Raw genomic sequence first — 24,033 nt, forward strand, 5'->3', positions numbered from 1 at the left:
TCAGATCTCCTTGGAGTTTCGGGATACGGGCCGTGTGACGGCATACAGGTCGGTCATGGAATCCAGCGGGGAATAGCGGACCTTTGTGCCGGGCCTCGGGGCGTCGATCATCCAGCCGCCGCCGACGTAAATGCCGACGTGGTGAATGTTCGTGGCGCTGTCGCCGTAAAAGACGAGATCCCCGGGGCGCACCTTTCCGGGTTTTACCGGTTCGGATGCGGCGTACTGCTGTGCTGCCGTGCGGGGCAGATTGATTCCTGCCTTCGCGTAGGCGTAGAGGCTGAGTCCGGAGCAGTCGAATCCGGTGATGGATGCTCCGGACCGGCCCCTCGGGGAGCAGCATGTTCCCTTGCTGGGGCCGTCAGCGTTTCCGCCGCCCCACGAATACGGCATGCCGATCATTGCTTTCGCCGTATTGATGGCGGTGGCAGCCTGTTTCGTGGTGGCGGATTTTCCGCCGGACGACTGGTTGGCGAGTGCGCTGATGGAGCGGACGTAGTTCTGTGTCTCTTTGTAGGGCGGGACGCCGCCGTACTTGCGTACGGCGCCGCTTCCCGCGTTGTAGGCGGCCAGCATGTTGTTCTGCTTGTTACCGGGAACGTCCTTGACGTCTTCGGCGATGGTGCACAGGTACTTGGAAGCCGAGGGGATGGCGTCTGCGGGGTCGCTGACATCGCGTTTCCCGTCCCCGTTGCCGTCGATTCCGTGGGTTTCCCACGTGGACGGCATGAACTGCGCTATCCCTTGTGCGCCGACCGGCGATTTCGCGTCCGGATTGAATCCGGATTCCTGTGTCAGGAGCGCGGCGAGCAGGTTCGGGCTGACCTCGGGGCAGGTATTTCCGGCGTCCTCGATCAGCTTTTTGTATTCGGCGGGAACTGCCATGCTGAGCGCCGCTCCGACGGGGTTGTCGCCGGCGGTGGTCACGAGTGCGGCCACGGCGACGGCCGCGGTCGCGCCCAGGCCAACGGTGACGGCTGCAGAGGCTCTCAAGGGGTTTTTCTCTCCCTCCGGGGTTGATCACGTTTTTGCTGATCAAGTCCGTCATGGCGGTCCGTTGGAGACCCGTCATGGGTCCGTCGTGCTGACCTGGCGGTGCCGGGTCCACGACGGGTCCATGACGGGGGGCACGACGGGTTGCCATGACGGGTCACGAGTCGGACAGTGCGGCCTGCTTGAGGGCGGTGAGCTTGTATCCGCGCCCCTTGTTGGTCGCTTCCGGGCCGACCCTCAGCAGCTCCTTGAGTTCCAGTCCCAGCTTTCCGGGATTGGACTCGTGGATTCCGAGCTCGGGACCCAGGTCCTTCGACCTGATGAAGTCGACTCCCCGCTCATGCATGATCGCGATCGCCTTTTTCACCGGGGTGTCCGGCGCGGCCTCGATGCGCTTTTCCTTGCGGGCCAGGATGTCGTCGACGACTTCCCAGATGAAATCGTCCTTGAAGCGGATTCCTCGGACGAGTTTCGAAGCGACACCGTCGAAGTAGACGCCCTGGCCTTGAATGCTTGCGTCCATCAGCGCCGGGTGGATCGGGGATTCGGTCTTGAAGTAGTCCGATCCGAGCGCAACCTGTGCGCTGCCCTTGCCGGACACGTAGAGGCAGATACGCCTTTTGAACTGGTCGCGGACCTCGACCGGAACCGCCCGGTCGGAGGGGCGCTGAGTCATCATGACGACAGTGATGCCGCATTCGAGACCTTTTCGCACCAGCTCGGAAGAGTTCTTCACGAGCCGCGCCTTTTCTTTGATCGCTTCCTTGCTTCCGTCGCTTACGTAGTAGTCGGCCACTTCGTCGGCGATGAAAAGGATTTGCCGGTGGCGCGGCTTCGGCCTGCGTTCGCGCATCGCCTCGTTGTCGAGTTCGTAGCGGTCCTGCTGCTTCTGCAGGAGTTCGCACACCATCGAGTCGAAAACTGCTGTCCTGCTGGACGACTCGTAGCGGACCGCCAGTTTCTCGAAGCGTACGAGAGCGCCGGGTTTTCCTTCGATGAGGTACACATCGAGTTCCGGCCCGTATGCGATATACGCGCAGGTGATCAGGGCGATCGTCAGCGTTGACTTTCCGGTCTGCGTCATACCGGCGACGAAGAGTGCGCCCTTGGTGAAGTCGTCGATGCCGACCAGTTCACCGGTCATGCTGTGCGCGAACGGGATGCCGTCGTGGGCGAGGATCATCTCGCGGGTCGGCGGCGTGAACGGATCGGTGAACGGCGGCTGCGCGAGCACCGTCATGTCGACGTCGCGCTCGCTCGGCTCACCGCGCTCGACCTGCGTGCGCAGCCGGGTCGCCCCCAGGGCGCCGGCGACTTCACCGGCCTTGGCGGCCACATGCCTGTAGGTGAGGCCGACGGGGACCTTGAACTCGTAGCGGTTGCCCAGCACGTGGGGCAGTGGTGTCACGACGGATTCGTCCGCGCGCACGTACTGGCCCCGTCCGATGGCTTTGCTGGCTACGAGCGCCTGGGTGAGCTGCTCCTCACGGGCGGGCCCGTCACCGGCCGCTGCATCCTGTGCCGGGGCCGTGGACGTCTTCTGCGCCGGTTCCTTGGCCAGCAGGGCCAGGAGGCGGCTGCGGGCCTGCCAGGCTCCGTAGCCGAGGGCGACCAGTGTTCCTGCGGTGAGCAGGACGGTGGCCGGCCAGTTCAGGCCGAGCTTGTCTTTGATCGCGGCCAGGATGCCGAAGACCACGGCCAGGCCGCCGATTCCGCCGGCGGTCTGCCCATACAGGTCCTCACCAGCACTGACCTGCTGTTTCTTCTTGCTCATATCCCTCCTTCTTCCGGTCGCGAGCACACGGAAGGGGCCGCGCGCTCGGGTGGTTTCTGGGATTTCGGCGGTGCTCGCCGGGTCTGCTTGCCGGGTCTGCGGCGGATCCGCTCGCCAGGTCACTCGCCGGGTCTGCACCGGTCGACTGCGCTGTTGGGTTCCGGCAGTCGCAGCAAAGGCCAGGCCGCAGGGGGTGCGGGCTGGCCTTCACTGGTGGTGCCGGACGGGGAGGCGGTTCAGGCGCCCGCGTCTTCGGGCTCTTCCTCCGCGCGCTCTTCCTCGGTGTCGGTGTCGGCCTCTTCCTCCTGGCCGGCCTGGTCGGTGCTCTCTTCCTTCGACAGCAGCGCTGCCCAGGTGCGGCGCACGCGCTTCTCGCTGCCGACGAAGCAGCCCTCGCGGAAGAGGTCGCGGGCCGCGCGGTAGGACAGCGGCGGGTCGTCGCGGTAGCGCAGGTGCCGCAGCACCACGGCGAGCTGACCGTCGGTCAGCGTCTCGCCGGGCTCCGGAGTCGGCACACCCGCCACGGCCGCGAGCTGCGCAAGCGTGACGGCGTCACGGCCCGCGTCACGGTCGGCGTGCCCCGAGCCGTGCCGCTCACTGTGCCGGTCGTGGCCCGGATCGCTCTGGCCTGCGTGACTGCCGTCGGCGTCTGTGCCGGATGCGGCACGCCCGCCCGGCAGGGCGGGCCTGTTGGCCCCGGAGCCGTCACGGCTGGCCGTGCCGGGCAGGGCGGGCGCCGTGGGCGTCCACGTGCCGAGCTCCGGCAGGCGGATCGCCGCGACCGAGGCGGGCAGCGCCTTCTCCGCGACGGTCTTCGCCGTGGTCTGCGCCTGGCCGTGCAGCTTCTCGGTCATCTTCTGCTGCGTCTTGAGCACCGACTCGCGGTAGGCGGTCTCCGCTTCGGCCACCCGCTTCTCCAGGTCGGTCGCGCACTCCAGCAGCTCGATGCGGTGCGCGGCTTCCGCCTCCATCGTCTCCAGTCGATCGGAGACCTGCTGGCGCTTGGTCGCGATGGCCTGCTGGGTGTCGGGCGACACCTTCCGTCCGAGGGACGGAAGGGCGATCCACCATGCGGTCTTGGTCGCGACGATGGCGATCGGGGTGAGGATCACGGCCAGCTCGAACTCGCCGGACGCCCGCATGATCAGGTCGGCTGTGGGGATCGCCGCGTTGACGACGGTGAGGACCAGGCCGGCCACCTGCACGCGCCGGGCGCGGGCCTTGTTGTTGCCGGACAGGATCTCGGTTGCCTGGAAGACGCACCACAGGGCGTCCAGGGCGCCCACGGTCGGTACGGCCCATGCCCCGAACTTCGGTTCGAGGATCTGGTAGCTGACGGCCATCGACAGGATCGCCACGGCCAGGGTGACGATCCCCAGAACGCTGAGGACCATCCCGCGCGGGGAAGGCGCCTGCGGCCACGTCCACTCTCGCTTGTTCTCTCGCTTCTTCACGTGCTTCTCCTTTGCTCGGTCAGACGGTGGCCGTGCCGGACAGGCGGGCGACCTTGGCGACGTGGGCGTTCAAGTTCTCGACGGTGCGGCGCAGCTGCCCCGCCAGGGAGCGCGAGGTGCCGTAGTCATCGGCGTCCGCGATCGGCCAGTCCGCGCCCCGGGGATATCCGGCGGCGGCCAGCGCCGCGGCGTGTCCGTAGTCGGCGTACAAGTGCTTCCTGTGGACCTCAGCGATCCGGACCGCACGGCAGTCGAACGCCTCAGCGGCCCGCAGCGCGCGGTCCTGCGCGTCGATCAGCCGGGAGACCGCGGGCCGCCACTCCGCGCCGGCTTCCGGACTGCGCAGGTAGGCGTAGGCGGCCTCCATGCCGGTCAGCTCTCGCTGGTAGGCCTTCCAGAGGGCGTCGGCGTCCTGGACGACTTCCTTCAGGTCCGCGGCGTAGGCGGCGTCGCGCCACTGATGCCCCGCCTGCTCGTACAGGTCGTGCAGGATGCCGCGGGCCGCCTTGCGTAACGCGCGCTCGGCCGTGTCGTCCGAGCCGTAGCCGAGCTTCGGGTCGGTGGAGACGTCCGGAGTGGACGGCTCCTTCTCGCGTCCCGTGAACGGCGCGAACTCGAACTTCAGCCAGGTCGGGTGCTGGTGAACCGCCGTCAGGTACGTGGGCAGGTGCGGCCGAAGACGCTCCCAGATCTCGGTCATGCCTTCCGGCGTGATCCGGTAGCCGCGTCCGAGATCCGTGGACGTCTCCGTCACGAGAGCGGGGGCCGGTGCCGGTTCGCGGTGGGGCAGGCCGTTGTCGTCCAGCGGCGCCCTGAGCGGAAGGGTGTGTGCCATGGGTTCTCCTCATTGACCGGCCGGACTGTCCGGCGGCCCGCCATCGCCCGACCCCGGCCGCCGTGGTGGGCGGGCAGGTGCGGGCGGTGACGGGCGGCCGTCAGGCCGTGGCCGCGAGGGGGCGGTGCGGGGCGATGACCCGGCCGTCGGGCAGCAGCTCGCCCGTGTCGTCGAAGAGCAGAGCGCCGTTGCACAGCAGGCTCCACCCCTGCTCCGGGTGGGCGGCCACCACGCGGGCGGCCTCCCGGTCGGGGCTGTCAGCCGTCGGACACGGCGGGGTGTGCAGGCACCGGCTGCTGGGCTGAAGCCGGGACGGGGCGGTCGGCGGGGTGAGGGTGCGCATCAAAACCTCCGGGAGGTCGACGAGTTGAGGGCGCGTGGCTGCGCGGCTCCCCTGGACGCCGCACGGCCCGGCCCCTGCATCTCGCGGGGGCCGGGCCGTGCGGGTCAGGCAGTCGGCAGACGGAGTGGATCAGTCGAACTCGTAACCGTCCGGGACCTCTCCCGCCCGCAGGGCGTCAGCGACGTCTCGGTAGTCGGCGGCCTGCTCGCGGTGGATCTGCGCGGCGCGGGCCGCACACTGCCGCTGGTACGCGGACTTGGTCGGGTCGGCAGCAGCGGCCTTGCCGTCGGCAGCCGCCGCGTCAGCACGGGACGCAGCCGTGTTCTCCCAGTAGTCGGCGTCGGCGTTCATGCGGGCACGGGTAATCCGGGCCATTGGTTTCTCCTGGTGGCTAGTCGGGTGAGCAGGCTGCTCGGCTCCCCTGGACCGCGCACGGCCCGGCCACCGCGAAGGGGATGCGGTGGCCGGGCCGTGCGGGTCAGGCAGCCGACAGAGGTGGCGGTGTCGGGCTGAGACAGTGGCTCAGAGGGGGCGGGTCAGGCGCAGGCGCCGCAGACGCCGCCGTCCCAGCCGTCCAGCCAGGCGCCGCACTCGGAGCACTGGCCGGAGCCGAAAGCGGTGTACGTGAGCCGCCGTAAGACGGTGCGCAGGCGGCGCATCAGGCGGCCCCCGATCCGCTGCAGGGCTGCCAAGCGGCCCTCCCGCAGCGGCACTGCCAGTACTCGCACATCGGGCAGACGTCCTCTTGCGCGGCCTCAGCCGCAGCGAGCCGGGCCCGCATCTGTGCGACGGTGCGCGGGGCGCGCCGGTCGGCGGGGATCGCGGCGTCCTGGCGGCGGACCACGTCCAGGAGGTGTGCTCCGAGACGCCGGTTCGCGTCCTCGGTCCCTGCCGTGTCAGGGCGGGTTCGTGTCATGATCTGCGTGGTCATAGGGACTCCAATTCCTGCTGACCAAGACGGCCCCGGAGCAGCAACTCCGGGGCCGTCGCCGTGGCGGGCCGGACGACCAGCCACGGCCCGTCTCCCACCTGCACCGGTGTCGGCGGGCGGGAGGGGGACCGTGGCGGATCGTCAGGCCGCCGCCGCGTAGGCCGTGGCCGGCTTGCCCTCGCGCAGCAGGTAATCGGAATTCGTCCACACCGAACCAATCGCGAACGGCTGCCCGTCCGGGCGCAGAGTGTCGCGGACGATGAGCGCCCACCGCGCGCTGTCACGGCGCAGCAGCTTCGCGGCCTCGCCCGGGTCGGTGACGAGCGCCAGGACCTCGAAGCGCCCGTCCACGTTCTGGTAGATCGCGCCGGGGCGGCGGGGCCCGACCTCCTGGTCGATGCGGGGCAGGGCGATGGTGACGGTAGGCATCATGCTGCAGCTCCGGTTTCGTAAAAGGGATTGCCAACGGCACCAAGAACCCCCAGGACTGGTGTTCCTGGGGGTTCGTCATGCGTGGCGGAAAGTGCGTCCTGCGCACTCCGCCGCCGGCCGGGCCCGTGGTAAAGCGGGGACGGTCGACGACGGGCAGCACAGGCTGCGGATCAGGCGTAGTGCAGGGCTACTTCCGAGGCTGCGGGTGGTACAGCGCCCTGGTGAGCGCGATGACCCGGCTGTCGAGTTCAGCCCGCTCGAACCGATCGAGCGGAGTGCCGAGCTGCCGCAAGGTCGCGGTGAGTTCGTCGCGCAGCCGCTGGACGGCGGTGCGCTGCACGGTCGTGGCGACCGCTGCCCAGTCGCCTGCTCGCTTGGCGGTCAGGTCGCGTACCAGCCGCTCACTCCGCTGCCGTTGCTCACGGTCGAACTGGACGGAAGCCTGGATTTCGGCCTGCCAGAGTTCCAGTTCGCCGCCCGTCTCGCACCGGCCGCCTTTCCTGCAGACCGGGCAGGAAGTGTGGTGCCGTGCGACGGCGGTACGGGCCGCTTCCAACAGAGAGGACAACAGGAACTCGGACTGCCTGGGAGCGTTCCTGAACCGGCTCACCGGCGGCGCGGTGGCCGTGCTCGGCTTGCGGTTGACCCGGTTGGTGCGGCGGGACTTGGTGCTCGGGTTCGCTTCCACCAGCTCCGTGCGCCACTCGCTGACCTCGATGTTGAGGTCGACCAGGCGGTTACTGCCCGAGCAGCGGCGCGGGTTCGGGGTCTTGAAGCGTTCGATGTGGTGCGGGACCAGCTTCGGGGTCTTGCCCAGGACACCCGTGATCGGGCACCACGTGGAGCAGTCGGGGCACACCAGGTGCTCCTTGCCGGGGCACAGGTCGATCTCGTTGGCCTTGAGGGTGGAGGCGACGATCGGCGGGCGGTGGCTGACCTGCTTCGTTCGGGTCTTACGGCGCCTCTTACGGGCCGTCGGCATCGCGGGCGTCGTGGTCATACGGACTCCTTGCGTGCGGAGGGAACGGGGTGCGTCGCGGTGCTCTCTCCGCCCGTCAGGCCGCACGGCGAAACCCCGGCGCCCTGACGGACGGAGAGCGCATCAGCGCTACTGCGACGTGCAATGCAGGAGCCGAATAGCCCGGAGAGCCGAGCAGCCTGGGGGATTTGGTGGCGCTATCACCCCAGCCACCCCCGAAGGGACGGCAGCTTCCTGCGGTCTTGCGGTTTGTGCAGTCCGCCCCTTGCAGGGCGGCACATGTGAGACCATAAGGCCTTACGCCTTAAGGTGACAAGCCTTAAGGTCGAACCATGCGGGCTGAAGTCGCAGGGCACTAGGGTTGCGACAGGTCACGACAGACCGAGGGGACACATGGTGAGCAGCAACGACGCTTGGATGGGTGAAGCCCAGCCGTATCTCGCACCGCGCCGGACAGGGGAACGTGACGCCTGGAGCGCTGAAGCCGCAGCGCACAACCGACGCGGCAGCCAGCGTCTGCTCGCAGTCGAAGACGTGGACCCTCCGGGCCCCGTGCGTGACTTCCTCAATGTGGGACCAGGCGAGAAGGTCGTAGTCCGTCGCCGGCTGATCCTGCTCGATGGCGAGCCAGTTGAACTGGCCGACTCGTACTATCCGGCCCACATCGCCCATGGCACCCGCCTGGCCGAGCGCGGCAAGATCCCTGGAGGTGCAGTCACACTGCTCGCCGCACTGGGTTTCACTCCCGAAGACGACCCGCTCGAAGATGTCTCCGCAGATACGGCCACGCCCAACCAATGCGAGGCCCTGGGCCTGGAATCCGGCGCGCCCGTCTTGGTACTGACCCGATTCACCACGTCCGCTGCCGGAGAACCGATGGAGGTCAGCGTTATGACCATGACGCGACACCTTCAGTATCGACAGAGGAAGCAGGCCGTCTGAGACATGGCTAGATCGTTCGAAGACAAGCGGTCGGCCCACCAGAAGATCGCTGCCGGGCTGCGGCGCCAGATCACACGAGGAGACCTCGCGCCAGGGGCGCAGCTTCCATCCACTCCCGCCTTGATGGAGCAGTACGGGGTCGCCGGGACCACAATCCAGAAGGCCCTCCTCATGTTGAAAGAAGAGGAGCTTCTGCTTGGGCAGCCAGGCAAGGGCGTTTTCGTCAAGGGGAGTACCCAGCAAGCCATTTCGCCCGCGGTCTACATGCCACCCGCTGCTACAGGAGAGCCTTACCGATGGATCAGCGAGGCCGAGAAGCGTTCGCAACGCGGTTCGTCGAAGCTGCTTGAGGTGGCAGTGGTGACCCCGCCCTACGAGGTGGCGCGGGCCCTCGGGCTGGAGGAGGGCGGCCAGTCCCTCCTTCGGAAGCAGATCCTGCTCCTGGACGGGGAGCCCACCGAGCTGACCCGGTCGTACTACCCGCTTGAGCTGGCCGCAGGCACGGCCATGATGGAGCACCGAAGGATTCGCGGAGGGACACCTACGCTCCTCAGCGAATTGGGCCACCCACCTCGGGAATTCGTGGATGAAGTTTCCTCGGAGATCCCCACGGAGGAAGAGGTGGTAGCCCTTGAGCTCCCCAAGGACATGCCCGTGATGCTGACGTTTCGCATCGTCTTCTCGGATGATGAGCGCCCGATCGAGGTGTCGCTCCTCGCGAAAGCCGCGCACCGGTACCGCATGCGCTACCGGCTGGTCGTTCCCTGATCCCATGCCGAACAGGCTGATGCTCTGGGCAAAATCACCAGTCGGTTGTCTGCCTTCGTGATGCGGTACCCCAACCATGGCGCTCACCGGTCCTGCTGGGCAGACGACGCGAACAGGACCTTGAGGAGCCAGCCCGTGACGCCGCTTCCGGCCACCGCTACGGCGATGTCTCGGACCACAAGGAGCAAGACCGAGAGGAGCAGCCCGGTGGTCAGGATCGCGACGATGGCGACCGCTGCCCTGGCCCAGTGCCTTGCCTGCGGCCCGGCCTCGTCTGCGCGCCCGCCACACCGGCAGCCGGTGACGGGTGTGGACGTGAGGTCAGTCGGGCGACCGTGTGCATCGGTCACCAAGCGGCGTTCGTCGATCATGGTGCCCTCCTCAACTCGCCGTCGGATCACGTTGATTTGCTGATCACAACCGTCGGATGGGGGAGCATGACCAGACGAGGTCCCTCAGCGGCCCGGTCCGGGACCTGGGCCGGACATGAACCGGACCAGAGGGGGACCAGGTCCTGTGCACTGCTGATTTGTTGTCGTGGCGGCACGACACTGAAATCCGCAGAGCACGATTTCGTGACTCGGGAGGAGCGGTGGCCGGAAACGCCCATCAGGGAGATCCGCGCACCACGTTGGAGTTTCTGCTGCGGGAGCAGCCGCGGACGTACGACGAAGTCGCTCAGGACTTCGAGCGACTGGCGGGGGAGTTAGGGGAGAACGTCACCCTCAGCACCCGGCATCTACGGCGGCTGGCAAGCGGCGAGCGCACCAACACCACTCCCGTCATGCGTCGCGTCCTGCAGGCCATGTTCGGCAGGCCGCTGGAGGATCTCTTCGCCCCGTGGGACGGGGTCCTTCCAGCGGCGACCGCCGGATCGACCGGGCTGGTCCTGGCCACGGGTCAGCCCACCGCGGACAGGGAGTTCATTGAGATGGCTGCGCGACGTGCGAAGAGCTTTGCCCTGACAGCCGGACAGACCGACCTCACTACTGATGTCTTGGAGCAGGTCCACGAGGACGTGCAGCGGCTGGCGACCGACTATCCGCAGAGGCCGCTCACTGAGCTGCTTCCTGATCTGTTCACCACCCAGGACACTCTCTTCACTCTCCTTGAGCAGCAGCGTCGGCCGAACCAGGCCCGTCAGCTCTACTTCCTGGCCGGCGTGACCGGCGGGTTGCTCGCGAAGGCCTCGCACGACCTGGCCGATCCGTACGCCGCGCTCACCCAGGCGCGGACGGCGTTCGTCTGCGCGGACAACGCGGACCACAACGGGCTCCGGGCGTGGATCCGCGGTATTCAGAGCCTGGTCTCGTACTGGGCAGGCCGCACCCGCGAGTCCGTCAAATATGCGCAGTCTGGTGCCGCGTTCGCGCCGAACAGCACCGCCAGCGTGTGGCTCCCCGTGAGTGAAGCCCGCGCCTGGGCTGCCCTCGGCAACGCCAACGCGACCCGGGCCGCCATCGAGCGTGCCGAGACCGCATGGGATTCCGTTCAGGAGGACGAAGTCGACGAACTGGGTGGACTCTGCACGTTCGGCCGGACCCGGCAGATCTACTACGCGGCCGAAGCCCTCTCCTGGCTGCCCTCCCAGACCGCGGCCGCAGCCGACTACGCGGCCCGGGCCGTCACCGCGTACGAGGACACCAGCTCTCCCGAGTGGGCGTTCGGGGACCAGGCCGGCTCACGCAGCGCCCTGGCCATCACCCGGATCCGGGCAGGCGAACTGGAGGGCGCCACGGAGGCGATCGAGCCCATGCTTGAACTCGCACCGGAGCAGCGGATCAACGGCATCGTCCACTGCGCCCAACGAGTTCATCGGGCGCTCGGCGAATCACCGCACGCCGAAGCCGGCGGCGAGCTCCAGGAGCAGATCGAGGCCTTCACCCGCACGCCGCTCAAGTCACTCCCCAGCTAGGAGTTCACCGTTGCCGTATCCGATCCGCATCGTCGGCGACCAGGTCGTCCTGCGCGAGTTCACCCTCGATGACGTCGACGATGTCCTGGCAATCATCGGCGACGACGCCGTCACGACGTGGCTGAGCTTCGACAGCCGCGACCGTGAGCAGGCCGTCGCCATGATCGAAGGCACGATCAAGCGTGCTCAGCAGGAGCCCCGAACCGAGTTCTACCTCGGGGTGACCAAACGCGAGGACGACCGCGTGATCGGATTTGCCCGGATCGGGCTCAGCGGCGTCCAGGCCGGGAAGGTCGGCTACGCCATCGCGGCGAAGGAGTGGGGCCGCGGCTACGCGACGGACGCGGCCCGCACTCTCGTCACATACGCGTTCAAGGAGATCGGTCTCCACCGAATCACCGCGGCGATCGGGCCGGACAACGCCGCCTCAATCACCGTCGTGCAGCAGCTCGGCTTCACTCTCGAAGGCACGCTGCGGGACCACGTCTTCACGAACGGACAGTGGCGCGACAGCGTTCTGTTCTCTGTTCTCGCCCACGAGTGGAGCTGGTGATGACCCGATCAAGGGCTCTCTTCCTCTACGCCATCAGCAGCGCTGAGCAACCAGCCCCTGTCAAGATCGGCAAGACGGTTGATGTCGCCAAAAGACTTCAGCAGCTGCAGACGGCCTCGCCGCTCCCACTACAAGTGTGGTGGAGTCGGGAAACAACTGATCCAACGCTCGAAGCCAAACTGCACCGTCACTTCGCCGATTGTCGGATGTCTGGTGAGTGGTTCCGTCTTGAAGGCTCTGACTGGCCAACGCGGGTTGCTGAGATAGCTGAGTTCCTTGAGGAACCTCACGACGGCCCCCTCGACAGGCCCTCACGACGGCGTACGCGCCAGGAGACGGCCATCACCGTGACACACGGCCATCGCCCTCCCAGCGGCCTTCCCGAGTACTCCCGGGAGGGAGCAGGCACAGGAGATCGTTGCCTTTGCGGCCACTCTGTGGCCTTGCATGTCGGCTCTTCTCCCTACGCCTGCATCTCTACGAACACAGGGTGGGCGGCTTGCGACCCGTGTGAGTGTTCGTCGTTCCGAAGCACCGTGCCGTGGTCGCTCGCAGCCTGGTTGGCATACGCACAGGATTGCCTTCAATGTCAGGCGGCCCTGGGGAGCTCTCAATCCGGGCGCGCCCGCCTCGGCTGACGCAGCCTCATATGCACCATCAGGCGCAGCAATCCATGTACAGTTTGGGATCTCACGTGGAAGGGGGAGTGATGACCGATCTGTTCGAGGCCGTGGATGCGCTACTTAGCCGACCCGCTGATGTTCTTCCTCCGCCTGATGTTCGGGCCCGGCTCCGCAAGACGTCCGGTCTGACGCAGGAAGAGGTTGCCGACGCGTTCGGCGTCCATCGGATGGCTTTTCTGCGTTGGGAGAACGGTCAGTCCATGCCGCGTCCCAAGCACCGTGCTGCTTACCTGCGGCTGCTCAAGGGGTGGGCTGCCAAGCATCCTGAGGCCGCTGAAGGCTTCGCTCTCACGGAGGCGTGCTGACGTGTACGTAGCTGCCCGATCACCGTAGAAACGCCGAAGCGGCCTCCGTCGCCACAACGGAAGCCGCTTCCCAGCGTTCGACTCGCTCGCCTTTGCCAAGCTCCGAGTCGTTGAGCAGCGAGGTGACCTCGTCTGCCGGGTGATGCCCGTGGGCCCTAAAGCCCGCGTGGTCACCTATACCCAGAGTATGCGCAGGAGATTGCGCAACGCCACTATTCCGGGATTCTGATAGGTCACATGCGCTGGTCGCGGCTCCCCTACCTGGGGAGATGACCCAGTTGCACCGCCAGTTCCACCGTCCGCCACTGCGGACCGCACCGGCCCGCGTGGCTGATACGCCGCAGCCCTCGGCCGCACCTTGCCTCAGCGATGCCGCCCTCCCTGTCCAGGCCGCCGCCGGCTTCGGAGTGCTGGAGGTGGGTCGGTGATCCAGCACATGAACCTGGTCTTCCAGGCCGATGGTCTGAGCGTGGGTGAAGGCGCGTTCCTGATGGCGTGCTGCAACCACACCGACGCCAAGGGCTACGTGATCGCGTCCATGCAGCAGCTGGCGGACGAGGCGCACTTGAAAGAGTCGGCCGCGAAGTCGAACAAGCAGAAGCTGATCCAGCGCGGTCTGCTGGCGTCGAGCGAGCGGTACAGCCCGAAGAACGGCGCCCGGATCGCGGACCTGTACCGGGTGAACCTGCAGCTGCTGGCGAGCATGAAGCGGGCCCGCACCGACTACGGGCCGACTCTCGTAGAAGAACTGACCTTCAAGGTCCCCCAGGAAGACCCCAGGTCAGACCCCCCGTCGGATTCCGACCCCCCCCAGGGTCGGATTCCGACCCCCCCCCGTCGGATTCCGACCCCCCCCCAGTCGGATCCCGACCCTGCACCCCCGTCGGATTCCGGCCCCCTTCTCCTTCCTTCTAAAACTCCCTCTTCTCTCTCTCCTGTCTCAGGGGACCCTGAGGGCACGACGGACGTCTCACCGGACGGAGAGAGAGAGATCGAAGCTCCGCCGGAGGAACACAACCCCAACCCCTCCGAGGCTGAGCTGCCTCAGCAGCGTGAGCGCTCAAGCAAAAACGCAGCAGCAGGGGACCGGATCGTGGCGTCGTACGCCGCTGCCCTGGGACGACCGGTGCTCAACGGCACCAAGTCCAAGCTGGAACGTCAGGCCGTTGAACTGCTGACGCAGGGCCTGCCGGAGGCCTGGCTGTGTGACCGAGCGCGGGAGATGGCGGCACGTGGCTGGTCCGACCTCGTTCTGCACGCAGAGATGTCCACTGCACCGATCACGGCGACTACCACTAAGCGCGGCCGGTCCGGCCTGCCTGACTGGTGCAAGGAGTGCGGTCCCGGCTCGCCAGCGGCCCGTCTCAACCCGCGATTCCGGACCCTCGGAGAAATGGGCAGCGGAGAGAAGTGCCCGCGCTGTCACCCGGACCGAGCCGCTGCTGCGGAGGCCTCGCGATGAGCGATTTGCAGGCCATCGATGCCTTGCTCGCATCTGCGTCGTCGGACCGGACCCTGCTTCCGCCAGCCCAGGAGCGGCGCCGGCTGCGCGAAGGCCTCAACCTCACGCGCGCGCAGCTCGCGCAGGCCTTGAAGGTGAGCCCGTCGACCGTCGGCGGGTGGGAGGCGGGCCGGGACCCAAGCGGCGAAGTGCGGGAGGCGTACGCGTACTTCCTCGAGGGAGCCCGCACCAAGCTGGACGCCACCACCGCGGCCGCGGCCGCCAGTGAGGCCCCGGACGACAAGCCGGCCGAAGCCGAGCAGACCGCGGACGACACCGACGTCCTGGCCGTCGCGCAGCCGTGTGTGCTGTGCGGGCAGCCGGCCCGGCATCAGGTCGAAGGCTTCCCCCAGCATTTGGATCCTGCCGAGTGCGCCCCCGCCCCGGCGCCGCCCGTCCCCGCGCAGGCAGAGAAGCCCGCGCCCCGCACAGTGCCGCGGCAGTCGGCGCCGGCCGGGAAGCCGGGGCGAGCAGCTGGCGGTGTGAAGGTGGTGCCGGTCGGCCGGCGCCTGCAAGCCGCCGATGCCCCTGACCGGATCGGCTCCGCGGTCGCGGCCGCGCTCGCCGAACACTCCGGTGACGTCGACGCGGCCACGGCCGCGTTGGTGAAGCGGGCGATCCCGGACGCGATGGCGCTGCTGGACCACACCCGTAAGGGCGGCCGCTACGACGTCGTGGCGCATCCGTGGCTGCCGGACATCCTGCGCAAGCAGACCGCCCGCGGCGCCGACCAGGTCTGGGAGGCCCGCCCCAAGTGGAGCCGGCCGGAGCTCCCGGCGGGCGAGCATGAGATCACGGCGCTGGACATCAACGGCGCCTACCTGTCCGCGCTCAAGACGCATTTGCCGCTCGGGCAGCTGGAACACTCCACCAGCGACCACCACGACCGCCGCCGCGCCGGCCTGCACCTGATCACCCCGCCCGTCTGGGACCACGAGATGGTCCTGCCCAACCCGGTCGGCAACCGCGACGAAGGCGGCCCGCTGTGGGTCACGGAACCGACCCTGCGTCTGCTGCTGCGCGTGTCCGGCCCGAAGTACGGGCTGTGCGACCCGCCGCAGATTCACGAGTCGTGGACGTCGGGGGCGACCGAGGGGCTGCTGGAGAAGTTCCGCATCGCCCTGAAGGACGCCCGGGACCGGGCGATCGCCGACGGCGACGAGGTGACGCTGGAGTACGTGAAGGCGATGTACTCGAAGTTCGTGTCCACGCTGGGGGAGTCGAACTACAACCGCGAGCTCTACCGCACCGACTGGATGCACCTCATCCGCTCCCAGGCCTTCGCCAACCTCTGGTGGAAAGCCCACCGCGCCTACGACGAAGGCCTCCTGGTCGTCCGCGCCATGGGCACCGACGAACTCCACGTGGCCGGCGACTGGCGGGCGGTGTTCCCCGAAGGCCGCGGCGTCACCGAAGTGAAGGTCAAAGACACCTACACCGTCGGCGCCGACCCCAACACCGCCAAAAGGCCCCCTGAAGGCGCCTCCTAGCCCCGTTCTCCCGCCCCGGCGCCTGCTCCTCGCCAGGGCGGGAGAACGGCCCCCACAGCCCCGTACAGTGATCCACCACCCTGGATTCGGAAGAGACCATGCCTGAGCGGAACATCGAGTTCGGCAAGTACGGCGCCCACGGCATCAAAGGCCACGAAGCCGTCGCCCGCCAGCTGGACGCCCTCGCCGGCTACATCGCCACCCCCGTCACCGCCCACCGCGGCCTGCTCGCCCGCCTGCACTACCTCACCCGCACCGACCACGCCCGTGCTGCAGCCCGGGCTGCCGGACTGACCGTCACCGACAGGACCCTGCGCGCCTGGCAGGCCGGCACCCGTACGCCCTCACGCAAGAACCTCGCCGCGATCGAGCAGGCCTACCGGACCGTGCGCCGGGAGAACGTTGCCCGCTACCTGACAGCCCGCCTCAACAAGGAGGGCCGCGGCACCCGCGTGGAAATCCACCCCATCAACCAGTCCGCCGTCGACCGGCCCCGCCAGCGGGCGGTCGAGTTGCGCACGATGAACGTCCGCCGCTGGGACCGGATCGTCGCCGCGTGGGCCGCCGCTGACGACCAGGAGTTGGACGACGCGTGGGTGGATCAGGTCGTCGACCTCGGCTCCCAGTGGGGCCAGTACGAGTACGTCACCAACGTGGGCTTCGCCGCCTGAGGGACCGTTGTCGGCTGGAGGGCGCAAAGGAGCTGCTTCTTCGGCGCTGTCGGTGCCGAGCTCTAGGGTCTGCTTGCGCGGCTGCGGATTCCGAAGGTCCCGTTGTCGGACCTCGCCGGTAAGGTACCTCCGCTCACAAGCGGAGTCATCCACTCCACCAGTTTTCACCTGGCGAACCCCAGGCAAATCGATTCATAAGGCTCCGCCTGAGTGTGCAGTCCCTCACCCATCCGGGCGTGTGATCTGCATCACTCGAAAAGCCCAAAACGGCTTCCGAGCTGGGGCGTTACCTGCATTAAAGGTTCGATCCACGCAGATCAACATCTGGCTAGCTGTCGCACGATCACCGCAAGGTGAGGCACGATAGGGAAGTCGTCGCGGATGAATGTGACGGATACCACAGAACGACGTATCCGCTTGCCTTACGCGACGGTAACCGCATTCGGATATACAGAAGGCCCCACCCCTGGCCCGCGAAGCTCAAAGGTGAGGCCTTCCTCAGCACACCGTCTGCAGCGCGGCCCCGACCGTTAGGTCGGGGCTTTCCGCGTTACCAGGGCCAGTAGTCCCGCGCGATCCGGTAGATCGCGTAGGTCGGCCCCAGCCAGCGAGCGGCCCGGTGCGGCCGGCCTCGCTTCCTGCAGCAACGGCAGTGCCCCTCTGGCGGATCTTGCACAGCCATTGGGATCCCTCACCTCATTCCGTGGGGCCTACGGATTTCGTAGGTCCCGCAGAGGGCCCACAGTCTTTCGTGGACTCCCCGGGGAGGCACGACGGTGCGCGAACCCCTGAGGTAACGGATGGCCGAACGATACCCGAGCAGGGCAGGATCCGCCCTCACGTCAATTCCCGTCCGCCATACGAGAGAGAGGCACGCCGTGCCGCGGAAGCTCCCCGGGCAGGGCGAGCACCGTGTCGACAACGGAATCCGTAGCCCCCGAGCTGCGACGGAACTTGACGGTACGTCTGATACTGGGTGCCAGTTCCCAGCCAGCGCGTGCCCAACCTCACACAGGAAGCACGCGTTCCAGGTGAACGCGCCCCCACAAGGTCCGTCTGGTTGAGGGCGGGTGCTCGCGCGTACCGTGGCGGTGAGACCTCGTCTGGAGGAGCCCATGAGCGCCCAACCCGACCGCGCGCCCGTCCCGTCGGCGCCTCTGTCGCCGAACGCGGCCGCGCAGGTCCTCGCTCAGCTCCGGGTCGGCCCTCGCGCCGACATCTGGGTGCCGGCGTTCGAGCAGGACTGGGCACGCGCCCTGGAGGACTCCCGGCACTCCTACAGCCTCAGCCCGCTCCACGACGTCGTACGCACCTGGCAGGCCCGCCTCGAAGCAGCCCCGGCCGTCGACGCGTTCAAGGCTTCCGGCCGGGACGACTCCGACGGCGTCGACCTGGCCGACATTCTCGACAGCCATCGGTGAGCGACACACCCTGGCCCGCACGCCTATCGCCCAAGGCACTGGCCGTCCTGGACGAACTCCCAGACCACGCCCGCGAGATGCTCCGCGACGTGATGGACATCGCCGGCCGCGACCCGTGGTCCTTCCCGCCCTTCGACAGCCGCGACCCCGAAGGCGAGGACGTCCGCGCCGCCGCGGTCGGACACCTCACCGCCGTCTACTGGATCAACCGCCCGGCCGGACGCCTGTACATCATCGACATCATCTGGCTCGGATAGCCCTCAGCCCTGATGTGATCACGCTTCTGCCTCGCCAGAGTCCGTGGGAGTGGATGGTCGTCGTGTGGGTGGACCAGGTCGTCGATCTCGGCTCGAACGGCGTGTGTGCGCCACCATCGGCTTCGGCCATTGCTTCTTTGCCCACTCCCGCATGTCAGTGCCGGGTCCTACCTTGGAAACAGCGCGTTTCACGCATTGCTACCGGGTGGGGGACATCTGTGGCGAACGGTGTGTGGCATGCCGGCCTCCGGCGGGTTCTCGAGCTCGACAAGGAAGACCTCGGCCTGGACAAGGATGACCCGGTCCTGGAGGACATCGGGTTGAGCGTGCCGGAGCTGAGAGAGAGCCTGCAGCAGCCGGTGGCGGAGCGAGACCGGGAGCTCCTTGTCTGCGCGGAGCGAAGCCGGGGCCGCCCGTGCAAGGCAGAACTGAGCGGGGTCAAAAGCCCCCACATGTACGTGCGCAAACACCGCGGCCCGGACGGCGCCCTGCGCCTGCGCGCCGTCCACCTTCCCACCGCGCACGAGATGACAGCGGAGGAAAGCGACCGGCACAAGGCCATGAAGGACTTCCTGGCCCGCACCGCACAGGCAGCCGGCCTCGAAGTCCACGTGGAGAAAGCCACCAAGACCCGCACCTCCCGGCCCGACGTGACGATCATCGGCTCCGGCGGCGTGAGCCTGGGATGCGAAGCGCAGTACTACAACGCCGGCGCAGGCACCGTGCTGCGCCGGTCGAAGGCCCACGCGGATGCCGGGCTGACCGCCAACTGGATCACCCACGATGACCGGTTCCACCTGATCGACCGGTCCAACTGGATGCTGACCCGGGAGGTGACCTGGCGGCACATCAGCAACGCGGCCGACCTCGCACTCGTGGGCGGCTTCCGCGCCCTCGTGGAATGGCGGTGCACGGCGAGCGCCGAACGCCCCTGCCCCAACAGCAAGCTGATAACAGGCTGCGGGAAGATCCATCTGGAGTGGGACACCCCTCGCCGCCTGGACGACGAAGGCACCGGATGGACCGGCCATCAGGGCAGCACGAACGGCACCACCGTCGGCCAGACGCTCATCGCCGCGGCCACCGGCAGTGTCACGCCTCTGTTCGTCGCCTCCCGCACAGACCGACGCGCCGGCGCCTACATGTGGGTATCCGCAGACGACCAGACCCGATGGGCCGATTACCAGGACAACCAGCTCCCCGACCCCCAAGTCGACCAGGCCCAGGACGAGGAGATCCGCTTTTCCGGCAACGACGCAGACACCACCTGCACCTTCGGCGAGGACACATACTTTCCCGGCGCACCGCTGGAACGCCGGGGTGCCCACGGCGCGGACCTCGCGCTGACAGCCGACAACCCCGCACCCTCCCGGACCGCCCTCTCGCTGCCCGGCCCCCACAGCGCCAGTGAAGCCCGCGCCGTCGTACGCCTGATCGCTCCGAACATTCCACGGCCGCATCCCGGCGTATGCGAGATCGGCACGCCGAAGTGCGGACAGCCGGCCCGTTTGTACGCGGGCGGCTGGCGGTGCGAAGCACACCGTCCGTAGCCCGGCAGCGGAATGCCGGTGAGATTCCTCGTTTGAGGCCTCCGAGCCCGTGTCGTTGCTGATGCGGGGCGAGGATCAGCGGGACATCGGCCGAAGAGAGGTCTGTGCGCGGTGTGGGTGAATCCGTCGGCCAGGGCGACCCTCAGCTCTCCGGTGGGGAACTGGCATCTGTCTCCAGAGCCTGCTCCTGTCGCGCGAATTCAGTCAACCAATCCATGTCCTGCTTCCGTTGGTCAGACCCGTACGTTGAGACTGCGTAAGACGCCACGGCGGGCAAGAGCATCACCGCGAAGAACCCGACCATCACGGACGTGAGACAAAACCACGCGGTCACGGGCTCAGCCTTCTGGCTACTTGCGAGCCACACGAGAGAAAAGCCCTCGGCAGTCAGCAAGAGGCTCGCGACGCACAAGTAGGCGAATGCCGTGCGCCGCTTGGCCGGAGGCTCGACCGACGGCGACTCAGGCAGCGAGCGCCGGCCTTCATCCAGGATCGACAGGATCTCTTGTACCCGCGCCCCACCGGTACGGCCCTCGACTGTCTCAGCAAGGCGCCGCGCCCGGCGCAGGGACGCGCCGAAGGCCTGCGTACCCTCCCACCGCTTGATGTACTGGCTCCACTCCACAGCGGCCACGAGCCAAATGACGGGGGCCACGGCAGCAATCGTGGCCGCGAACGTCTCGGTCATCTTCACAGCTGAAGTGTGCACTGGAGAGGCCGGCAACTCGGCATTCGCGGTCAGCATGATGTAGCCGGAGGCTGGTCGCTGTCGGCCCGGGCACCGGGAAAGGGCCCAGGACGCTTTCACGGCGTTCCGGGTTTCAGCCAGCGACAACCAGGAGCTGGACGATGTGTGGGCAACCTCGACTCGCCGTCAGTATCAGGTACGTCACCAACGTCGGCTTTCGCCGCCTGACGGGGAAATGGCCCCGACCGTGGACCTAAAGCAGTTGCTGCTGTCTCGCGTCGCTGCGCTACTGAGGGGCCGCTTGTACTCGTGGTAGTGCGTCGAGGATGGCGATCATGGAAGTGATCCAGCGGTCGACGTCTGGGAGCTCGGCTTTGCGACGAGTCCAGGCTTCGTCGGATACGTGGGAGAAGGGGGTGCAGCGGAACGCGTCCTGAGGGCCGCGGCCGATGTTCGGCAGTTCTCCCGTGATGGTGATTGAGGCTGCTCGCGGTGGCCACTCCAGGCCGCAGTCGGCGGCGATCGCCTGGACGCTCTGGCATTGGCTCCAGCTCTCGATCATGCCGCCGCTCCAATTGATGCCGGATGCGTGATAGGCGATTGGCACGCCTGTCAGGGCTTCGATGCGTCGGTTGCGCTCGATCAGCAGGTCCTGATACCTCTGCGCCGCAATCGGGCCGGGCGTCATGAGGCGGTGGGGTGCCGGGGCGGGAAACTGGATCCGCATCTCGTCGTGCAGCACTTTGATTGCTTCAAGTTCGGCCCTGACCTGCAGTCGGTCAGGAGGGCTGAACACGGCCATCACGGTGTCATTCATGAGGCGGCCCGTCAGTGATGCCCGCTGTTGCGCTCGCCGCTCGGCGGCGGCCTGAGCGAGGTGTTGCTGCAGTTCGTTGATGACGAGCAGCGCTACGGGGAGCGCGAAGAAGAAGCAGACCAGACTTGAGCTGACGTTCGTGAGGAACGCGTGCTCATCCCAGAATTCGCTGGCCTCATCTTGCACGCCGGCGGCGAAGCCCAGGATGCCCAAGGGGAGGCCGACGACGACGGTCCATTGAACGCTGCCTGGCTTCCGGAGCCACCACGCGGCAAGTCGAGAGAGCATGCCTGAAGGGACACAGCGCAACTGCTGGTGGTTCCTGTGGCGGTGGCGTGGGCTTGGTACGGCGAACTTTGCTGCGCGGTGGGATCCTGCGGCCGTCACTGGGCGGCGAGATTCCTTGGGTTCTATCGCGAGCGTCACCGTCTGCATGAGGGTGGCGACGGCCACACTGACGAGGAGTGAGGACTTCGCAGCTGGATGATGCCAGGCCGTATGGGGGCGTGGCGGGGGTTCGGGGGCGCGTGGGGTGGTGGGTGCGCCGGGTGGGGCAGGGGTGTGATGCAGAACACGATGGCGATACGGAGAGTTGTTCGCAGCTTCGTTCGGGCGGGTTAGGCCTGGTCAGGGGACTACTGAGGGTGACTAGCAGTGCTTGTTGAAGGTTGCACAGTGCTGCCGGGTGAAGACCGTCGGTGATTTTCTGCGGGGCGCATGAGTGTTCCGCCCTCTAAATCACTTAGGTAGGGGTCAGGCCCAACGGCCTGTCGGCGCAGGCGAGTTGGCGCCGGGTCCCTGCTGAATCCCACGAGAGGATCTTCGCTCATGTCCCCTGTCCACGGGAGGCACGTGTGAGGTACGACGACGCCCCGGACAGCACCCCGCCGGAGGAGCACGGTGTTGGACTGTCGCAGTCCATGTATGTGCCGCTGGAGCTGCCGCTGGACTTCGAGGCCTTCTACCTCGGCCACCAGGAGCCCTTCCACGCCTACGCGGAAGTCCACTTCGGGACCCGGGCCGCGGCCGAGGAGGTCATACACGAGGTCTTCCTGGAGATCCACGCCGGCTGGACGCAGCTGCTGAGCGCGGGCAACCTCGAGCAGGGCGCGTGGGCGATCGTCCGGCGGGCCGTGCACGACCGCCTGGAACTGGAAGGGCGGGCGCCGGCCTTCGTCATCAACGGCCCCATCGCCCAGGCCCTGGACAAGGCACTGACCACGGCCCGGGAAAAGCTCCACAAGATGGAGTCCAGCAGCGGCCTGTACGAGGCGATCGCGGAACTGCCCAACCGGCAGTTCGAGGTCATCGTGCTGCGCTACGTCCTGGGCTACCCCACCGCCAAAGTCGCCTGGTACGTGGGCATCGACGAACGCACCGTCGGCCACCACCTGCGCCGCGCCAAGGAACGGCTGCGCCTGCGTCTGGGCCTGCCCGCCGACCGCAAGAAGCCCAAGCAGAAAGGAGCAGGATCATGACCACCATCGACACCCTCCTGGACGGCGCCCGCATCCCGGTCACCGCACCACAGCGCTTCGACGTCGCCGCCGGCCTGCGCCGCCTGGCCGCCGACGCCTCCCGCCGCACCCCCACCACCGAAGTCACCCGCTCGGCACAGGCCGGCCAGCGCCTGGGCGTGGTCAGCCGGTGGGTCCTCAACGAACCCGACGCCGCCACCCACGTCGCAAAGATCGCCGAAGGCCCGGACCGCGGACCGCTCACCGAAGAAGAACTGGACGTCGACGGCGCCCTCGTCTTCGCCTGCCTGCTGTACCTGACCGGACATCAGGAATCCGCGCAGTTCTGGTGGCAGCTCGCCGCCGGCGCCGGCAGCCGCGCCGCCGCCTACTGCCTGCACCTCCACCACCTCGCCCTGGGCGAATCGAGGCGGGCCTGGCACTGGTTCCACCAGCTCACCCACTCCATGGCCGACACCGCCCCGCCCGACGCCGCCTTCCTCGAGGGCCTGGAGCTCTTCGCCCGCTACGTACGCACCAACGGCTCACGCGCCCTCGCCCCCACCGACCGCCTGGAGAGCGAGGTCGACCGGCTCGCCGCACGTACACCCGGCGCGTCCGTCATCGTCGCCCGGCCCGACCGGCAACTGGTCGCCAGCCTGCGGGAATTCGGCGCGGGCCGCTGACCCCCGAACCCCCTTGCGCAAGAACCTGGAGCGGATCGAGCAGGTGTACCGGAGCGTGCGGCGAGAGGACGTCGCCTGCTACCTGACCGCCCGTCTCAAGAAGGAGGGCCGATGAACGTCCGGCGCTGGGACCGGATCGTCGCCGTGGGGACGGCGGGCGACGACCAGGAGCTGGATGACGCCTGGGTGGACCAGCTCGTCGACCTCGGCTCGCAGTGGGGCCAGTACGAGTACGTCGGCTTCGCCGCCTGAACCCGGGGCGGCGCCAGCTTCTGCTGGAGAGACGGCGGCTGTCATACATTGCTCCCCTCACGGCGTCGTGTCGCCGGTCCCGTCACCGCTGTTGTCACAGCCCGCGCTCCGGGGCCGGCACCCATGGCGCAGGCTGCGCGGCAGTCGGCAGTCCGGATTCCCTCACGTGCGAGGTGAACTTTCGGCGGGTGCTGCGCTGGCACATCACGAGCCACACGAGGCTGCGCTCCGCGCTCTACGCCGACGAGACCACCGACAGGGCGAGGGAGCCGGGTCCTCCCCACCCCTGTTGCATCGGTTGCATGGTCCGGGCGGCAGGGGACCGACTTGCTAGAT

General features: G+C 67.7%; 27 protein-coding genes and 1 pseudogene. 15 read left to right on the forward strand and 13 right to left on the reverse strand.

Going from position 1 to position 24,033, the window contains the following annotated elements; genetic code table 11:
- The 10 genes from QF035_RS00245 to QF035_RS00290 all read right to left on the reverse strand — a co-directional run bounded on the left by QF035_RS00245 (position 1) and on the right by QF035_RS00290 (position 7,762).
- Positions 1-993 carry a C40 family peptidase gene (locus tag QF035_RS00245; protein ID WP_307517325.1) on the reverse strand — a complete coding sequence of 331 codons (993 nt, stop codon included), beginning with the start codon at positions 991-993 and terminating at the stop codon, positions 1-3.
- 157 nt (positions 994-1,150) lie between these two features.
- Complete coding sequence (locus QF035_RS00250) at positions 1,151-2,905, reverse strand: FtsK/SpoIIIE domain-containing protein (RefSeq protein WP_307517327.1); 1,755 nt, start codon at positions 2,903-2,905, stop codon at positions 1,151-1,153.
- A gap of 98 nt (positions 2,906-3,003) precedes the next feature.
- Entirely contained in the window at positions 3,004-4,221 is a 1,218-nt protein-coding gene (locus QF035_RS00255) for a hypothetical protein (protein ID WP_307517328.1), read from the reverse strand.
- Positions 4,222-4,240: 19 nt separating this feature from the next.
- Positions 4,241-5,056: a hypothetical protein gene (locus QF035_RS00260; protein WP_307517330.1), complete on the reverse strand. Its 816-nt coding sequence runs from the start codon at positions 5,054-5,056 to the stop codon at positions 4,241-4,243.
- Positions 5,057-5,156: 100 nt separating this feature from the next.
- Positions 5,157-5,399 (reverse strand): DUF5999 family protein, encoded by a 243-nt coding sequence (locus tag QF035_RS00265; RefSeq protein ID WP_307517331.1) that lies wholly within the window; start codon positions 5,397-5,399, stop codon positions 5,157-5,159.
- Between the two features lie 129 nt (positions 5,400-5,528).
- A complete protein-coding gene (locus QF035_RS00270; RefSeq protein WP_307517333.1) occupies positions 5,529-5,774 on the reverse strand; it encodes a hypothetical protein in 246 nt (81 codons plus the stop codon).
- Between the two features lie 161 nt (positions 5,775-5,935).
- Positions 5,936-6,091 carry a hypothetical protein gene (locus QF035_RS00275; protein ID WP_307517335.1) on the reverse strand — a complete coding sequence of 52 codons (156 nt, stop codon included), beginning with the start codon at positions 6,089-6,091 and terminating at the stop codon, positions 5,936-5,938.
- Complete coding sequence (locus QF035_RS00280) at positions 6,058-6,330, reverse strand: hypothetical protein (protein ID WP_307517337.1); 273 nt, start codon at positions 6,328-6,330, stop codon at positions 6,058-6,060. Before QF035_RS00280 ends, QF035_RS00275 begins: the two co-directional genes overlap by 34 nt.
- A 141-nt stretch (positions 6,331-6,471) precedes the next feature.
- Positions 6,472-6,762, reverse strand: a complete 291-nt coding sequence (locus QF035_RS00285; RefSeq protein WP_307517338.1) for a hypothetical protein — start codon at positions 6,760-6,762, stop codon at positions 6,472-6,474.
- 187 nt (positions 6,763-6,949) lie between these two features.
- On the reverse strand, positions 6,950-7,762 hold the full coding sequence (locus QF035_RS00290) for a hypothetical protein (protein ID WP_307517339.1): 813 nt from the start codon (positions 7,760-7,762) through the stop codon (positions 6,950-6,952).
- Between the two features lie 372 nt (positions 7,763-8,134).
- Here QF035_RS00290 and QF035_RS00295 point away from each other — a divergent pair, with 372 nt between their 5' ends.
- Both QF035_RS00295 and QF035_RS00300 read left to right on the forward strand, forming a co-directional pair.
- Positions 8,135-8,683, forward strand: a complete 549-nt coding sequence (locus QF035_RS00295) for a GntR family transcriptional regulator (protein WP_307517341.1) — start codon at positions 8,135-8,137, stop codon at positions 8,681-8,683.
- A gap of 3 nt (positions 8,684-8,686) precedes the next feature.
- Positions 8,687-9,451 (forward strand): GntR family transcriptional regulator, encoded by a 765-nt coding sequence (locus tag QF035_RS00300; RefSeq protein ID WP_307517343.1) that lies wholly within the window; start codon positions 8,687-8,689, stop codon positions 9,449-9,451.
- An 83-nt stretch (positions 9,452-9,534) separates the two neighbouring features.
- Here QF035_RS00300 and QF035_RS00305 read toward each other — a convergent pair whose 3' ends face one another.
- On the reverse strand, positions 9,535-9,822 hold the full coding sequence (locus QF035_RS00305; RefSeq protein ID WP_307517344.1) for a hypothetical protein: 288 nt from the start codon (positions 9,820-9,822) through the stop codon (positions 9,535-9,537).
- Positions 9,823-10,043: 221 nt separating this feature from the next.
- Here QF035_RS00305 and QF035_RS00310 point away from each other — a divergent pair, with 221 nt between their 5' ends.
- The 10 genes from QF035_RS00310 to QF035_RS00350 all read left to right on the forward strand — a co-directional run bounded on the left by QF035_RS00310 (position 10,044) and on the right by QF035_RS00350 (position 19,797).
- A complete protein-coding gene (locus QF035_RS00310) occupies positions 10,044-11,366 on the forward strand; it encodes a hypothetical protein (protein ID WP_307517345.1) in 1,323 nt (440 codons plus the stop codon).
- Between the two features lie 10 nt (positions 11,367-11,376).
- Positions 11,377-11,919 (forward strand): GNAT family N-acetyltransferase, encoded by a 543-nt coding sequence (locus QF035_RS00315; protein ID WP_307517347.1) that lies wholly within the window; start codon positions 11,377-11,379, stop codon positions 11,917-11,919.
- Positions 11,919-12,557: a GIY-YIG nuclease family protein gene (locus tag QF035_RS55540; RefSeq protein WP_373466588.1), complete on the forward strand. Its 639-nt coding sequence runs from the start codon at positions 11,919-11,921 to the stop codon at positions 12,555-12,557. The genes QF035_RS00315 and QF035_RS55540 overlap by 1 nt, the downstream gene beginning before the upstream one ends.
- A gap of 71 nt (positions 12,558-12,628) precedes the next feature.
- Positions 12,629-12,907, forward strand: coding sequence for a helix-turn-helix domain-containing protein (locus QF035_RS00320; RefSeq protein ID WP_307517348.1), 279 nt, complete (start codon positions 12,629-12,631; stop codon positions 12,905-12,907).
- A 424-nt stretch (positions 12,908-13,331) separates the two neighbouring features.
- Entirely contained in the window at positions 13,332-14,369 is a 1,038-nt protein-coding gene (locus QF035_RS00325; RefSeq protein ID WP_307517349.1) for a hypothetical protein, read from the forward strand.
- Positions 14,366-15,898, forward strand: coding sequence for a helix-turn-helix domain-containing protein (locus tag QF035_RS00330; RefSeq protein ID WP_307517350.1), 1,533 nt, complete (start codon positions 14,366-14,368; stop codon positions 15,896-15,898). The genes QF035_RS00325 and QF035_RS00330 overlap by 4 nt, the downstream gene beginning before the upstream one ends.
- A gap of 98 nt (positions 15,899-15,996) precedes the next feature.
- Positions 15,997-16,569, forward strand: coding sequence for a transcriptional regulator (locus QF035_RS00335; RefSeq protein ID WP_307517351.1), 573 nt, complete (start codon positions 15,997-15,999; stop codon positions 16,567-16,569).
- Positions 16,570-17,684: 1,115 nt separating this feature from the next.
- On the forward strand, positions 17,685-17,990 hold the full coding sequence (locus tag QF035_RS00340) for a DUF6247 family protein (RefSeq protein WP_307517352.1): 306 nt from the start codon (positions 17,685-17,687) through the stop codon (positions 17,988-17,990).
- A complete protein-coding gene (locus QF035_RS00345; RefSeq protein ID WP_307517354.1) occupies positions 17,987-18,247 on the forward strand; it encodes a hypothetical protein in 261 nt (86 codons plus the stop codon). Before QF035_RS00340 ends, QF035_RS00345 begins: the two co-directional genes overlap by 4 nt.
- Before the next feature lie 218 nt (positions 18,248-18,465).
- On the forward strand, positions 18,466-19,797 hold the full coding sequence (locus QF035_RS00350) for a competence protein CoiA family protein (protein ID WP_307517356.1): 1,332 nt from the start codon (positions 18,466-18,468) through the stop codon (positions 19,795-19,797).
- A 142-nt stretch (positions 19,798-19,939) separates the two neighbouring features.
- Here QF035_RS00350 and QF035_RS00355 read toward each other — a convergent pair whose 3' ends face one another.
- Positions 19,940-20,491: a hypothetical protein gene (locus QF035_RS00355; protein ID WP_307517357.1), complete on the reverse strand. Its 552-nt coding sequence runs from the start codon at positions 20,489-20,491 to the stop codon at positions 19,940-19,942.
- A gap of 280 nt (positions 20,492-20,771) precedes the next feature.
- Positions 20,772-21,590: a hypothetical protein gene (locus tag QF035_RS00360; RefSeq protein ID WP_307517358.1), complete on the reverse strand. Its 819-nt coding sequence runs from the start codon at positions 21,588-21,590 to the stop codon at positions 20,772-20,774.
- A 566-nt stretch (positions 21,591-22,156) separates the two neighbouring features.
- Between QF035_RS00360 and QF035_RS00365 the strand changes: the two genes are divergently transcribed.
- The 3 genes and pseudogenes from QF035_RS00365 to QF035_RS00375 form a co-directional block, all read left to right on the forward strand.
- Positions 22,157-22,780, forward strand: coding sequence for an RNA polymerase sigma factor (locus tag QF035_RS00365; protein WP_307517359.1), 624 nt, complete (start codon positions 22,157-22,159; stop codon positions 22,778-22,780).
- On the forward strand, positions 22,777-23,445 hold the full coding sequence (locus tag QF035_RS00370; RefSeq protein ID WP_307517360.1) for a hypothetical protein: 669 nt from the start codon (positions 22,777-22,779) through the stop codon (positions 23,443-23,445). Before QF035_RS00365 ends, QF035_RS00370 begins: the two co-directional genes overlap by 4 nt.
- 4 nt (positions 23,446-23,449) lie before the next feature.
- Positions 23,450-23,697: pseudogene (locus tag QF035_RS00375) on the forward strand (transcriptional regulator); the annotation flags it as partial.
- Positions 23,698-24,033: the final 336 nt, after the last annotated feature.

The organism is Streptomyces umbrinus (assembly GCF_030817415.1).
Classification (GTDB): domain Bacteria; phylum Actinomycetota; class Actinomycetes; order Streptomycetales; family Streptomycetaceae; genus Streptomyces; species Streptomyces umbrinus_A.